A 14078-nucleotide genomic window follows, 5' to 3' on the forward strand; every position below is an offset into this window, starting at 1 on the left:
TCGATGTAGTCTTGATCGAGGCGCGGAGACGAGTTTGACCCATCGTTGGTCGATCAGTACTCTCGAACAGTCACCCGAGGCGAGGTGGCCGATGCTTGCTGGCTGCTTACAGTCTGTGTTCTTTCGGGATTCTCGCTCTGGGATGTAACTCGAGTTCAACCGAATTCGGTACTGCCATCAGTAGGCGCCAAGATGGGCGTCTACAAATTTCGAGGAGTGTTGACCGTGGCCAAGGGCAAGCGGACGTTCCAGCCGAACAACCGACGCCGTGCGCGCGTTCACGGCTTCCGTCTCCGGATGCGTACGCGTGCAGGTCGTGCAATCGTTTCTGCACGTCGCGGCAAGGGCCGCAAGGAACTCACCGCCTAAATCGTTGTTCTTCTGAGTTACGGAGCTCGGGGTGTTACCTGAGCCGCACAGACTGCACCGCAGCGCGGATTTCTCGCGTGCCGTGCGTCGAGGCCGTCGAATGGGTAGACAAGACTTGGTCGTACATGCGTTCGCGCGTGACGACTCGAGCGCTGTCTTTTCCATCGGCGAACCGAGATTCGGATTGATCGTGAGCAAAGCTGTCGGGCCGGCGGTAACTCGTCATCGAGTTGCGCGCCGGCTTCGGCATATTTGCAGCCAGTTGCTCCCCGAAGTGCCGAGCAACACCGATGTCGTGATCAGGGCGTTGCCTGGCGCGGCCGAACTTTCTTCCCAGGATCTGCTTCGTCAGGTTGGATCCGGACTCAAGAAACTGGGCTTTGTGCACTCCCCCGGCTCGACGGCGTCGAAAGATGCACCTTAAATGAAGTTCCTTCGCGTACTGCGTTCGATTCCGGTTCGAACTCTGGTTTTCTGTATCGAGTTGTATCGAACGTACGTGTCTCCGCTCAGACTGCCGACCTGCAGGTTCTCCCCCACCTGCAGTGAGTATGCGGTCGATGCGTTGAAGACCCACGGCGCGATCAAAGGTTCCTTGCTCGCCGTTGCACGGTTACTCAAGTGCGCACCCTGGCACTCTGGTGGGTGGGACCCGGTGCCCGAGCGTGGTTCGTGGCGTCACCGAACCCACGCCGATGCCGACCAGACTTCGACCGAAGACATCCACTCGTTCGTAAGAGTGGACGAACAGAGGGGTACATAGAGCCGTGCTCGATTTCATTTACTATCCGGTCTCCTGGATTCTCTGGGTGTGGCACAAGGTGTTCGGCGCCGTGCTCGGTGCCGACAACGGATTTGCATGGGCACTTTCCGTGGTGTTCCTCGTGTTCACCCTGCGTCTGATTCTGTACAAGCCCTTCGTCAAGCAGGTGCGCACCACGCGGCAGATGCAGGAACTGCAACCGCAGATCAAGGCGCTGCAGAAGAAGTACGGCAAAGACAAGCAACGTATGGCCGTCGAGATGCAGAAACTGCAGAAGGAACACGGCTTCAACCCGATCATGGGCTGCCTACCCGTGCTTGCTCAGGCTCCCGTGTTCATCGGTCTGTTCCACGTGCTTCGTTCGTTCAACCGGACCGGCACGGCATACGGACAGCTTGGCCTCAGTGCCGAGGAAACACGCTCTCTGCCCAACTACGCCTTTTCGGTAGAAGACGTAAACTCTTTCCTCGACGCACGTCTGTTCGGTGCACCGATTTCCGCCCAGATAACGAGTGCGCAGGATCAGTTGGCGGCGTACGCCAACCCAGAGCTTGGGCTCGGCGTGCCATCGACGTTGACGATCGTCCTCGTAGCGGTGCCGCTGATGGTAATTGCAGCGATTGCCACGCACATGAACTCGCGCGCGTCGGTTGCACGTCAGAGTGAAGCGGCGGCCGCGAATCCGCAGTCGGCGATCATGAACAAGCTCGCCCTGTACGTGTTCCCGCTCGGTGTCCTCGCATTCGGCGCCTTCTTGCCGATCGCCATCCTTCTGTACTGGGTCAGCAACAACGCATGGACCTACGGCCAGCAGCACCTCGTCTTCGGCAAGATCGACAAAGAAGAGGCAGCAAAGAAGCAGGTGACGCTCGAGAAGCGAACCGAGAATGCGCCGAAGCCCGGAGTCAAGCCCGTATCGAAGCCCAAGCCGGGTGCTCGTCCGAAGCTGTCGAAGATGACTCCGACGGATGCAGCGGCGGGCGATGCCTCGAGCGCCGACACCACCGGTATCACCGGAGCCTCAGGTTCGAACGGCTCCCCGAAGCCGCGGTCGCAGGCCAATCGAAGTAAGCCGAAGCGCAAGCGTCGCTGACGCCCGGATATTGAGGACCGAAAATGTCTGCAGAAACTGAAGTAACCAACACGGACAACGCAGTGAGCGCTGGGGATGGAGCGAGTGAAGTCGTGGCAGTCGAGACCGACAAGTCGGACGAAGCGTTGAAGGATATCGAGTCGACAGTCGCGGAACCCGATACTGCTGACGCCGAAGAACTCGAGGACGACGACGAGGATTCGGAAGACTATCTCGTCGAAGAAGGCGAAATCGCCGGTGACTATCTGGAGCAACTCCTCGATGTCCTGGATTTCGACGGCGATATCGACCTGGATGTCGAAGGCGATCGGGCTGTAGTCAGCATCGACGGTGGGTCGGATCTGGCGAAACTGGTCGGACGCAAGGGTGAGGTCCTCGATGCGTTGCAGGAGTTGACGCGACTGGCGGTGCAGCAGTCGACTGGTGAGCGCAGCAAGTTGATGTTGGACGTCGCTGGATGGCGTGCCAACCGGCGTAGCGAATTGAGCACTCTCGGAATCGAGGCCGCGCGTCGCGTTCTCGAGGGTGGTGAGCGTGAGGAGTTGACTCCGATGACACCGTTCGAGCGGAAGATCGTTCACGATGCCGTCGCGAAGATCGATGGTGTCGACAGCGAAAGTACCGGTGTGGAGCCGTCTCGGCGTGTGGTCGTGGTCAAGACCCCGTAACCACTGGGTTAGTGAGCCACAGCGTCGCGAAATCGGTTGTCCTGTAAGGAATTACGGCGGAGTTTGCGGCGTCGGTCTTACAGGTGCGAACGGAAGTCGTCACTGCGCGAGTCCAAAGTGACTGCGATCACTTTGCTGTTGAACATGGTCTTCGAGGTGTCCTAGCATCGATACCACTCGGTCGGTTAGGCCGAGGTCCGATGAGACGACAGGAGAATCTGACTATGGATTCACTCGCGAACGGATACACGGCGTACACCACGCCAGCAGACGTCATGAATGACGCACGATCGGGGCTCGGTGCCTCGATGGTGGGACGGAGCATCATCAGCGACTCCCAGTTCAGCAACTCGATTAGCATCACGACCTTCTCACTTCACTGAGATACCGAGGGCACGTCGACCGCATGGCGGTCGACGTGCCCGAAGTTTGCGCGTCCGAAGGCCAATACCCAGGGGGTTTGGATTCTTGACCACTGTGAATGTGGAAGACGACACAGCTCCGCTATCCACGAAGTTCCGCACACGATTTGCAGGCCGCAACACCACTTACTCCACAACAGACGCCTTTGTGAAGGTGTTCGAGGGTGTCGGCGCCGAAAAACGGATTGCTCGTACGGTGGCATTCGACGAGGCGCAGTCTGCGTCAGAACACCGCGTATCACCCTCGATCACGTATCGCGACGATTCGAGAGTCGACTTCGAACTTCTGAAAGATCCGGGCACGCTGGGCACCATGCTCGCGGACGCTGAATCCGACGGCCTACAAAGAGAATTGCTTCTCGCCGGGGCAGGCAGGCTGATTGCCCGAGTACACACAGCTCCGGCCGAACCCTCGATGTCGGTGGAAGACGTACGAAACGAACGCTTGACCAGCTTCGGGTCCATCTCTCTGAGCAGGTGGATCGACGCAAGCGCGGGGGAACTCGAGTGCTGGCGCCTATTCCATCACGACACATCTTTGGTGAATGCCGTTGACAATTTCAGGTTGGCAATTTCCCGCGAGAAGACGCGTTCGCCGATCCATGCGGATCTGAGGCTCGATCAGGTGGTGTTCTCCGAGGGCCGCCTCTGGATCGTGGATTTCGAAGAGTACCGCTATGGATGGCCGGGGTTGGACCTCGGTTCCTTCGTCGGTTCAATTCTGCACGAGGCTGTGCTCCGCGCGGTGTCGTCAATCGATACGGAACATGATTCGGTCCTTGGTGCCCACGAAGAGATAGTCGGCACGATGGTCGATGCCCTGAGGACAGCAGCTCCGGATGCTAAGCAATTCCTCACGGCATACGAAGAGTCAGGAGGCTACCGGGTGGACCGCGTCGACCTCGGACGATGTGTCGGTTGGTTCATCATCGGTCGCACGATCGCGAGGTCGATGTTGGCTGCTCAACTTTCCGCGATCGACAAGGCTCTGGCGGGGATCGGAAGGCAGGCACTGATCGATCCTGAATCTGCTTCCGAACTGTTCGGAAACGTCCGATGACGGCGGTGGCGGCGGGGCCCGGGAAGCAACAGGTATGCGTACCTTCGGTGGAGCACGTTGCGCAGCGCTTGCGTGTCGATGGAACTCAATTGGTGACAGCGGATCGAAATGTCGGGGGCATCGAAGATCAGACCGAGCAAGAATTGTCGGACCGGATCTACAGGGCGGCTCACGCAGGAAACACAGACGACACCAAGACCCTGGACGGAGTTCTGCAGGACTACGAGTTCGAACGGTTTGTTCGAGGTCGCGTTGTCGATGGATTGACCGATGTCGCAGTCGATTCCATCTCTACAGGAGCGCTGTCGATAGGACGGGTCTCTGTCTCCGCGAGTCCGACGGAAGAGGCACTTTTCGAGGTCGACGGGACAACATATCTTCGAACCACGTCGTGGCGGCCGAATCTATCGCCCGGGTTCCTGTTGTACGACCATCGACTGGCAAGTCATCGAGCGACGAGCGACGATGCTCCGATCGAACGGATTTACATAGCGCAGTCCGACCCCGAGACGGCAGTAAGCGAATGGGCGGTATGCATCGAGAGGTTGATCGAGCTCGGAATTCCGTTCCGGACAAAACTGCTCTCGCGCCGGGTTCGTTACCCCCGATCCGACGCGCTCGTGGTTTACGCACAGCAGCGAGGGTCCGAGATCCTGGAGGCAGTGCTCGACGTCAGACGGCAGCGGACTACGAACGAGTTCGAGAAGTCGACCTCGCTGTTCGTCGCTGATCACGGACACGGAGTTGGTACGGCGCAGGAACCTCTGAGAGGTCACCAACGCGGTGTCAAGGAGAGTTTTGGCCAACATCGTTCGACGGTCGTGGCTCGTGCGTTTGCTCGCCATCGGTCCGAGGGAATCTCGTTGACCACGGCGTTGGAGCAGAGCGCAAGTGTGTCGGGAGTGGACCTCGCGGATTTCAGCAGAAACTCGCAGGCGTAGGAAGAGAGCACACACATGCAGATTTCGGCGCTGTATCCGGAGCAGCCCCGGGAAATAGGCGCTATCGATCCGTTTGCTGAAGTGGTTTCGACTACAAGCTTGAGCCGGTTATGGATGGGCCAATCCTTCGTAATCGATTCTCACTCGACTCTTGCGGCTCTGGGACGAACGCCGTGGGCGGTTCCCGTTGGAATTGGTACCGCTCTTGCCGTTCTGCGTTCGCCGTACGACGCTGCAATGCAGGCCCGATCGGTCGCGATCGCAACTGGTAACAATGTCTCGATCGCATACGGGTCGGCTGATCCAGCTTTCGTTTCGTCTGTGCGCGGGCGGCCGTTTTCCAAGCCGGCGACGTATATGTCGACCTACGTTCGTATCGTTCGCGATCTGCTTTCCGGCGTCCACGTCAGGGATGATCTGGAAGGTGAGATCGTTGGCGGTGTATTACCTCCCGCGGAACACCCCCGTGTAGAAATCGGCATCGGGGTGCTGCGTGAAGGTATGGCACGTGTTGGAGCGCCGAGCGCCGAATTTCAGGTGTCGTGGCTCGCTCCGAAGAACTACATCCGTGATGTTTTGAATCCTGCCTCCACCCGCTCCGATGGCACGCATCCGAGGACAGTCGCCTACGTTCAGTGCGCGGTCGATCGCCCGGGACGCAGTGGAACGTTGCTCGCACATACCGGGGCTGGCAAACACTTGGAAACACATCACTACACCGAGATGCTTCGGCGCGCGGGTTTGGATGTCGACGCATCGGATCCGGCGTCGGGGGCTCGGGAGTTGATGGAGAAGCGCGTCTTCGTATTCGACACGGCAGACCGGATCGCCGAGGAATTGTTGTCATACAGCGAGTGCGGTGTGGATGAGGTCATCGTGAACGTCACTGGCGTCTCGCTGTTGTATGGGGCGAGTGCTGCGATCGAAGACCTCGCTGACATCGTAGCCGCGGCCGACAGAGTCACTCCCGGAAGCTGAGGTTTCACGTGAAACACCGGAGCGGGCTGGTTTCACGTGAAACAACGGAGTGGGCTGGTTTCACGTGAAACAACGGACGGCAACGCATTACGCGTGCTGTAAGACATTGGGACTGGAAGTAGATCCACGTTGTGGATGAGTTTGCTGGCCGTACTCATGACACTGGGATTGGTGTTCGCGCTAGGTTCCCGGATAGCGACCCGACGGACCTGCATTGGCGTTGGGTGCTCTCGCCGGCAGAGTGTGTCCATAACTTCTGTACGTTCGAGGCTGGAGTGGCGGGCCAAACGATGTGCGCCGAAGCTCCGAGTCAAGCTCGTATCGAAGTCCAAGCCAGGTGCGCGTCCGAAGGTATCGATGATCGCTCCGATGGACGCAGTGTCGGGCGGCACTCGGGCGTCGAGCGCGGGAAGACTGGATATCGCTGACACCGTTCGAGCCGAAGATCGTCCGCGATGCGCTGGCGAAGATTGACCGCGTCGGTAGCGAAAGTATCGGTGTCGAGCCGGTCCCCGGGTCCGGTCCTCGGGTCGTGATCGCGAGTTGGAATCCCCTCCGGTTCGTGTCAGCAGGTTGGTTCTGTCGACGTTCCATTGAAGCGGTGGGAAATGACATTCTTGTAAGTTGGAAGTCGGTCGTTATACCCGCAGGCAATGACATCAGGAAGAAACGTCACTGTGACAGTTGCGGGGCCAACAGTTCGGGTGACGGGTACGACCGCTGGCCGCTGTCAGCAGGTCGCGTCAGGGCACCGGGGAGGCGCGCAGCCCATCGGTTTGGGAACAAAGTTCACGACGTCGATATCATTGTCGACGCCTTTCTTTACTGCGGCTGGTGGCTACATCGGGTGCGTGCGATCTGTTTCACGTGAAACATCTTGATGGTCAAGCCGTCGTGATGTATCCGACTGGCGTCGCCGCGCCAGGCTGTCCACGCAAACGTCGGATTGTGTACTTGGGGGACCTCTCACCGTCAGCGATAGCTGACGGGCAGTAGGCGCCGTTCCCCCTCCCCCTGCCAATGAGTAGTCCAGTCGAACGGCTGATTGCGCACAACTGTTCCTGTTCACTCCAGGCCGACGGTGTTTCTCTCGACTCGCTGGAACGCTGTCGGGCTGTTGCAACGCAGTTCTGCAGGGACTCCATTCTGCCGAATACTCTAGTCGCGGTTTCACGTGAAACATCGTCGGAGACTGTCTGCGTAGACCCATGGTCGCAGACCACCGCCGGCATCAGCTGATCAAATATCGCCGCACGGGATAGCTGATCGAACCGAACTACCTACTCTTGCTCATCTTGCAGCAATCGTCAGTCGATCTGACCCGAGAGTTGATTCGTGTAGGACACGACGCGCCAAAGTCGCAACCGGCGGTCCACGGGATCCTCTTCTCGGCAGGACATCCGGACGGTTCGACGTCGGCACACTTCGGACCGCGATCGCGACCGACCAGTGCGGTGGGTGGCCACCCCACGCCATTGCATGGGAATCACTGTCCTGCCGTGTTCGGACAGTCTGATCATCCGACGCCCATGTAAGGCTGTTCAGACTGTGACATTCAACGGTGATCCACACGCGCTCGAGAGGTGTCTTCTGTCTGGCGAGCACGGATTGGGCGCCAGCGGTTGTAGGGCGACCCCGAGTATTCCGGTGGAATCGACGGACCGACCCAGTCTGGTGACGTCGCACCTCCCACTCAATTGTCGAGAACATGAAGGGGTGTGATCGGCCAATATTCTCGTCGGCCGGCGTCAGTACGTTGCGGCGTCGGGGTAGCAATATTGCGGGTGGACACCCTGACGCGCAGTGGACGTGTCTCGGTCGAGGGGCGGACACGACCACAACAGCATTTTTGCCTGGCCCGGGTCCGGACTCCGCGACGGGGTTGCGTGCGCGAGTCCAGGCGACCTTGGAGACGCGATGTTTCACGTGGAACATAGTTGGAGATGTGCGAGTCGGAAGTCCGTGGGTTTTGCGTTCGAAGTCCGTCACGGTAAGTCGGGGTCGGCTCGTTTCATCCCCCGCGTGTCCGGATTCGGTGATGGTGCGGCGTTGCATCAAGGAACACCGCACGATGTTTCACGTGAAACTGACGCCCGTGCCCGGGATCGACCAATGCACGCGTGATATTCGCCGAGAACATGTCATTGGTTTGGCGAAGTGCCCCGCGAGGCGGGAAGATGAACAGTGTGGAACCAGAGGCGTTGGACAACGATCAATTGATGGCAATTGCTGAGCGCGTGTTCGGTCCGCGTCTTGATCTGGCCAAGAAATATCATGAGTCTCTCGCTACGGATGGCGTCGAGCGCGGACTGATCGGTCCGAGGGAAGTCCCCCGACTCTGGGAGCGACACCTTTTGAACTGCGCAGTGATCGGCGAGCTAATCGATGAAGGCGAGCGGGTCGTAGACATCGGGAGTGGTGCGGGGCTCCCCGGGATCCCGCTTGCGATTGCGCGACCGGATCTTCACGTCACGCTTGTCGAGCCACTTCTTCGTCGAACGGTCTATCTCGCAGAATTCATCGAAGCGCACGATCTCGATGTTCTGGTCGTTCGTGGTCGTGCCGAGCAACCCGGTGTGAAGAAGGAGGCCGGCGGCGCTGATGTTGTCACGTCGAGAGCCGTCGCACCGCTCGAAAAGCTTGCGAAATGGTCGCTCCCGCTCATTCACGAACGCGGGCGGATGCTGGCGTTGAAGGGAAGTAGTGCAGAAGAGGAGATCGAACGCGATCGGGCTTCCCTTACTCGTATGGGTGCTGGCAAGCTAGAGGTTGTGAGGTGCGGCGTGGATGTAGTGCCGACACCGACAATCGTGGTTCGCGCCGAGAGAGTGCCTCGCCGCTTCGCTCGCTCGTAACTCCCCACGGCTTCTCCCTTAAATTTCTTCTACTTCAATCCGGTTCCGTATTAAGGAGCATGTATGTCGGGTGGATCCGATCCAACTGTTTCACGTGAAACAGAGTCCGCGACCGCGAGTGCGTCGAAAGCACGAAAGGGTTCTACATCGGACGAGACGGGTGGATCTGGCTTCGGCGCATACAGCAGCATTTCGTCCGACGACACCCCGATCGGGGCCGCCGCGCAGCGAGCAAGTCAGGTGCTTCATCCGGGCAGCGTCACGTTGCCCAAGCCGGTACGGCGGCGGACGCTGACGATCGCCAATCAGAAAGGCGGTGTCGGCAAGACGACGACAGCGGTCAATCTCGCGGCCGCCTTGGCGATCCAGGGCTTGACCGTACTGGTGGTCGATCTCGACCCTCAGGGCAACGCCAGCACGGCATTGGGCGTCGAGCACCACTCGGGTGTGCCCTCGAGTTACGAGGTCCTCATCGGCGAGGTGAGCGCCAAAGAGGCGATCCAACAGAGTCCGCACAGTGAACGGCTCTTCTGCATTCCAGCCACGATCGACCTGGCCGGTGCGGAGATCGAGCTCGTGTCGATGGTTGCGCGCGAAGGACGGCTCAAGACTGCGCTGACCAACTTGGACGATATCGACGCCGACTTCGTTCTCATCGATTGCCCACCGTCGCTCGGACTGCTCACCGTCAACGCATTGGTTGCGGCGAGCGAAGTGCTCATTCCCATTCAGTGTGAGTACTACGCCTTGGAGGGAGTCGGTCAGCTCCTCCGCAACATCGAACTTGTCCAGGCTCACCTCAACCCCGCCCTCCATGTGTCGACGGTCATCCTCACGATGTACGACGGTCGAACCAAGTTGGCCGATCAGGTTGCGGAGGAGGTCCGCAAACACTTCGGCGATGCGGTTCTCCGAGCCGTCATTCCCCGCAGCGTGAAGGTGTCGGAAGCTCCGGGTTACGGCATGACGGTGCTCGACTACGATCCCGGCTCGCGAGGCGCGATGAGCTATCTGGATGCAGGTAGGGAACTCGCAGCGCGTTCAGAATTCGCGTCCTCGACCACACAGCAGGAGCAGTAGAAAAGATGAGTCAGACACGTAAGGGCGGCTTGGGCCGTGGGTTGGCCGCGCTGATCCCGACCGGTCCGGAGGCCGGACCTCGGTTGGGTAGTGCAGCAGCAGACGTGGTGATCGGAAACGACAGTTCCGCTACCCGGGAGACTCGACCGGGATCGACTGCGGCCGAAAAAGTGGTGTCTGCCCCCACCCCGACTCCCCCGGTTCGCAGTTCGAAAGAGGACCTGGCACCCGCCGGAGCGGTGTATCGGGAGATAGCACCGGGGCTGATTCAGCCCAACCCGAAGCAGCCTCGAAGCGTGTTCGACGAGGAATCGCTCGCGGAATTGGTCCACTCGATCCGTGAATTCGGGTTGATGCAACCGATCGTTGTGCGCTCGATCGAGGGCGGCAAGTACGAACTCGTGATGGGTGAGCGACGGTGGCGAGCCAGCCAGGAAGCCGGACTCGACTCCATTCCGGCCATTGTCCGCGAGACAGCCGACGACGCGATGCTGCGCGACGCGCTCCTCGAGAACATCCATCGCGTGCAGTTGAACCCCCTCGAAGAAGCGGCTGCATATCAACAACTCCTCGAAGAATTCGACGTGACCCACGAGGAGCTGGCGGCGAAGATCGGTCGGTCCAGGCCCGTCGTGACCAACATGATTCGCCTTTTGAAGCTTCCGATCGCAGTTCAGCGACGCGTTGCGGCGGGCGTTTTGTCCGCCGGGCATGCGCGTGCACTGCTGTCTTTGGACGCTGGTTCGGATGCTCAAGAAGCACTGGCGACCCGGATCGTCGCGGAGGGACTGTCGGTACGGGCGACCGAAGAGGCGGTTACTCTCGCAAATCGAAACGACGATGTCACTCCGAATCCGTCCCCCAGGCGCAAGCCGATTCAGATGCCGGGACTCCAAGATGTCGCCGATCGCCTTTCCGACTCCTTCGATACACGAGTCACCGTGAGCCTCGGCAAGAAAAAAGGCAAGATCGTTGTCGAATTCGGGTCGGTCGACGATCTTCAGCGCATTGTGGAAATGATGGAAGATCAGAAGAAGAAGTAACCGCGATATTTCAGGTACAGATACCAGCGGTACTTATGTCACTGTGACGATAGTACCGTTCGCAGGTACTCGAAAGTTGCGATATATCATGAAAAATGATGCAGGACAGACTATTTCGCTCGCACTGCCCACGACGCGACCGAAGCCGTCAGCATCGCCTATTCTGGTCGAGTGGGTTGAAGCCGAACGGTACCCATACGAGACCATTTTGCGACAGAAGATGCACCGGGCTTGGAGGCTGAGGTAAGTAGTGTCGACGCTCGTCACCGGGGTCACGTTGGACTCCTTCGATCGACTGCCGAACCACACCCGGCGGTGTCGGTTCTGGGTTCTCGACTCTCCTACCCAGAAGGCTGACGGTGAGGCACTCGACCTCGAGTTGGAGAACGAGGCGTGGTTGTCGATGATTATGCTCGAGTGGGGATCGTGCGGACAGCTGCTGACGACAGCGGGTGCGACGACAGGGTGTGCGCTGTACGCCCCACCCGGTGCCGTCCCACGTGCCACGACATTTCCGACGTCCCCCGTCAGCGCCGACGCAGTTCTGCTCACGACATTGAGAATCGAGTCCGACGTCGATCGCGACAGCAACTCTGCCTCTCTCATCCAGGCCGTAGTAGCCGACCTCGTCAACCGTGGCGTTCGAGCCCTGGAAGCCTTCGGGATTCGGCGCACCGACTCCGATGAGGTCGACGGTCCTCGCGCGACCGCATCGCGCACCTGCTCGGACGTCACCTGCATGATCGATGCCGATTTTCTCGAGAAGGCAGGGTTCGAGGTAGTTGCACCACATCACCGCTACCCGAGACTGCGGCTCGAGCTGGATCGCGATCACGGATGGAAAGAAGACGTGGAGTCCGCATTGGAGCGACTACTCATCGCAGCAAGTTTGACCATGGTCGATATCGAGCACAAGGACACCGTCGGCGTTCGGTGACCGCGACACTTCGGCGGTCCGGTGTACACACCGGTGCAAAGCCGTGTAAGTCAGTGTCTTAAGTGATTCAGCGTCGATCTGCTGCGGCAAGTTCCTCGGCCAGTAGTTCGGCGAACGTGAAAGTGCCTGTCGGCTGGTCGTCCTGCCCGAGGAGATAAAGCCGCTTGACCGCGATGAGAATTGCCTCGGCAATGATGTCGCGTGAACGAGGATCTCCGAGTACAGCGACGTCCGCCGCGCTCGTCAGATAGCCGAGGTCGACCTGAACGGTCGGCATGTTGGTGAGCCGCAACAGGTCCCAGGTTCGTCCGTGACTGCGGCAGTCCAATAGCGGTGTGCGAGCAACAATTTCGCGTTGGATGTATCCGGTGAGAACTTGGCCGATGAGCGACGCCGAGCCATGGGAGTTGCCGAAGTGGAAGCTCGCGACGCCGTTGGCAGCTGGACTGGCACTGGACGCACAGCGAAGCGAGATCATCAGGTCGGCGTTGAAAGCGTTGGACGTCTCCGCACGATCGGCGACGCTGGGGTTGGTGCCCCGTGCTCGCGACAAGAACGTTTCCATCCCTGTGGCCGCCATTCGTCCCTCGAGGCGGCTTGCTACGTCCCACAGAATTTCGGCCTCGGAAATTTTGCCGTACAGCCCGTCGACGATGATTCCAGTGTCAGGGCCACCGAGGTCGGGATCGATGACAATGCGCTTACCCGTCAACTGAGGGCCGGATTGCCGGACAAGCTCTTCTTCGCTGATCGCGTGCGGCGAACCACCGGTGACGCGTGCACCGAGCAGATCGAGCGAACGCAGGGTCGCGGGACCGCAGATGCCGTCGGGCGACAATCCGATCTCCCGCTGGAACGAGGACAATCCTTCGTGAGTCTTCGGTCCGAAGTAGCCATCGACTCGTTCGCTGTAAAAACCGAGGTCTTGGAGACGAGTCTGGAGAGTGGCGACATCGTCGCCGTAGAGCGGCGCGGAGAGCTGGTAGATCAGGGTGCGGGCCCCGAGGCGGTATGACGCCTCTTTGAGGGAACGGTACGTGGCGGGTCCGACGGTGCCGTCGACCAGCAGGCCGCGGTGTTGCTGAAAGGCTCGTACCGCGCCGTCCAGGAGAGAATCGAAATTCGATGCTGGTGCGCTCCAGTGAAGCGGGTCTTCGACCCCACCCGCACCGCTGTTTTCCTCGTGAAGGAAGCCCAGCGAGATCAGGGTGCTCCGTACCTCCGCTACGGCGGGACCGGAATCGCCGTGACTGAGTCGGTGCATACCTCGTGACCTCTCGCAGAATGAACGGTTTTCATGTCGGTGCCGAACAGACCGGGCGGCATACTCCCCGCCCGACGATGCGCGTCCTCGAACACAAGCGTCGATGTGCCGACCCTGCGTCGGCACATCAGACGATTGTCGCAGAAGGAGGCCGAGGTATCGCAATCCACGCCGCCTCCGTCACGGAAACGGTTCTACTGCAGCTGCGTCACAAAACGGATTCGAGGTCCTTGAGCAGGGCGGCCTTGCCCTTGGCCCCGACAATCTGCTTCACGGGCTTGCCACCCTGGAACAGAATGAGCGTTGGGATGGACATGACCTTGAAGTCGCGAGCCGCCTGAGGATTGGCGTCGATGTCGAGCTTGGCGATGGTCAGCTTGTCGGCATGTTCGGCTGCGATCTCCTCGAGTACAGGGGCCACCATCTTGCACGGACCACACCAGGTGGCCCAGAAGTCAACCAGTACAGGCTTCTCGCTGGTGAGGACGTCGTCCGCGAACGATGCATCGGTGATCGTGACGGTCTTCTTGTCGTCGGACATCTGGTGTAGCTCCCTGTGAGTAGAAGTGGTGACTTTCGGGTTGGAACGGTCGAGCCCCAAACGG

Annotated in this window: 14 protein-coding genes; 12 read left to right on the plus strand and 2 right to left on the minus strand. The window is 59.7% G+C overall.

Annotated features, from left to right (window positions below):
• Nucleotides 1–225: 225 nt before the first annotated feature.
• From rpmH to D8W71_RS03660, 12 genes are all read left to right on the plus strand, one after another.
• Nucleotides 226–369 (plus strand): 50S ribosomal protein L34, encoded by a 144-nt coding sequence (rpmH, locus tag D8W71_RS03600; RefSeq protein WP_026347786.1) that lies wholly within the window; start codon nt 226–228, stop codon nt 367–369.
• 31 nt (nt 370–400) lie between these two features.
• Nucleotides 401–793 (plus strand): ribonuclease P protein component, encoded by a 393-nt coding sequence (rnpA, locus tag D8W71_RS03605; RefSeq protein ID WP_121111065.1) that lies wholly within the window; start codon nt 401–403, stop codon nt 791–793.
• A complete protein-coding gene (yidD, locus tag D8W71_RS03610; protein ID WP_121111067.1) occupies nt 794–1132 on the plus strand; it encodes a membrane protein insertion efficiency factor YidD in 339 nt (112 codons plus the stop codon).
• Between the two features lie 4 nt (nt 1133–1136).
• Nucleotides 1137–2225, plus strand: a complete 1089-nt coding sequence (gene yidC / locus D8W71_RS03615; protein ID WP_121111069.1) for a membrane protein insertase YidC — start codon at nt 1137–1139, stop codon at nt 2223–2225.
• Nucleotides 2226–2248: 23 nt separating this feature from the next.
• On the plus strand, nt 2249–2893 hold the full coding sequence (locus tag D8W71_RS03620; protein WP_121111071.1) for a Jag family protein: 645 nt from the start codon (nt 2249–2251) through the stop codon (nt 2891–2893).
• Between the two features lie 477 nt (nt 2894–3370).
• Nucleotides 3371–4375, plus strand: a complete 1005-nt coding sequence (locus tag D8W71_RS03625; RefSeq protein ID WP_236077896.1) for a phosphotransferase — start codon at nt 3371–3373, stop codon at nt 4373–4375.
• 92 nt (nt 4376–4467) lie between these two features.
• The gene (locus D8W71_RS03630) at nt 4468–5316 is read left to right on the plus strand and encodes a T3SS effector HopA1 family protein (protein WP_153275302.1); all 849 of its coding nucleotides are present in this window, start codon (nt 4468–4470) and stop codon (nt 5314–5316) included.
• 15 nt (nt 5317–5331) lie between these two features.
• A complete protein-coding gene (locus D8W71_RS03635; protein ID WP_121111077.1) occupies nt 5332–6294 on the plus strand; it encodes an LLM class flavin-dependent oxidoreductase in 963 nt (320 codons plus the stop codon).
• A 2177-nt stretch (nt 6295–8471) separates the two neighbouring features.
• A complete protein-coding gene (rsmG, locus tag D8W71_RS03645) occupies nt 8472–9149 on the plus strand; it encodes a 16S rRNA (guanine(527)-N(7))-methyltransferase RsmG (RefSeq protein ID WP_121118513.1) in 678 nt (225 codons plus the stop codon).
• 63 nt (nt 9150–9212) lie between these two features.
• Entirely contained in the window at nt 9213–10229 is a 1017-nt protein-coding gene (locus D8W71_RS03650) for a ParA family protein (RefSeq protein ID WP_121111081.1), read from the plus strand.
• 5 nt (nt 10230–10234) lie between these two features.
• Nucleotides 10235–11272, plus strand: coding sequence for a ParB/RepB/Spo0J family partition protein (locus D8W71_RS03655; protein ID WP_121111083.1), 1038 nt, complete (start codon nt 10235–10237; stop codon nt 11270–11272).
• Nucleotides 11273–11522: 250 nt separating this feature from the next.
• Entirely contained in the window at nt 11523–12209 is a 687-nt protein-coding gene (locus D8W71_RS03660) for a GNAT family N-acetyltransferase (protein ID WP_121111085.1), read from the plus strand.
• Between the two features lie 67 nt (nt 12210–12276).
• On the opposite strand, the gene D8W71_RS03665 is transcribed toward D8W71_RS03660, so the two are convergent.
• On the minus strand, nt 12277–13473 hold the full coding sequence (locus tag D8W71_RS03665; RefSeq protein WP_121111087.1) for an N-acetylmuramoyl-L-alanine amidase: 1197 nt from the start codon (nt 13471–13473) through the stop codon (nt 12277–12279).
• 208 nt (nt 13474–13681) lie between these two features.
• Nucleotides 13682–14074, minus strand: a complete 393-nt coding sequence (gene trxA, locus D8W71_RS03670) for a thioredoxin (RefSeq protein ID WP_268959858.1) — start codon at nt 14072–14074, stop codon at nt 13682–13684.
• Nucleotides 14075–14078: the final 4 nt, after the last annotated feature.

The organism is Rhodococcus sp. P1Y (genome assembly GCF_003641205.1).
Classification (GTDB): Bacteria; Actinomycetota; Actinomycetes; order Mycobacteriales; family Mycobacteriaceae; genus Rhodococcoides.

Bases quoted from the DNA above. Each gene is read 5' to 3' on its own strand.
- yidD (WP_121111067.1), top strand. From the start codon at position 794: ATGAAGTTCCTTCGCGTACTGCGTTCGATTCCGGTTCGAACTCTGGTT.
- D8W71_RS03620 (WP_121111071.1), top strand. From the start codon at position 2,249: ATGTCTGCAGAAACTGAAGTAACCAACACGGACAACGCAGTGAGCGCT.
- D8W71_RS03635 (WP_121111077.1), top strand. From the start codon at position 5,332: ATGCAGATTTCGGCGCTGTATCCGGAGCAGCCCCGGGAAATAGGCGCT.
- rsmG (WP_121118513.1), top strand. From the start codon at position 8,472: ATGAACAGTGTGGAACCAGAGGCGTTGGACAACGATCAATTGATGGCA.
- D8W71_RS03650 (WP_121111081.1), top strand. From the start codon at position 9,213: ATGTCGGGTGGATCCGATCCAACTGTTTCACGTGAAACAGAGTCCGCG.
- D8W71_RS03655 (WP_121111083.1), top strand. From the start codon at position 10,235: ATGAGTCAGACACGTAAGGGCGGCTTGGGCCGTGGGTTGGCCGCGCTG.
- D8W71_RS03665 (WP_121111087.1), bottom strand. From the start codon at position 13,473: ATGCACCGACTCAGTCACGGCGATTCCGGTCCCGCCGTAGCGGAGGTA.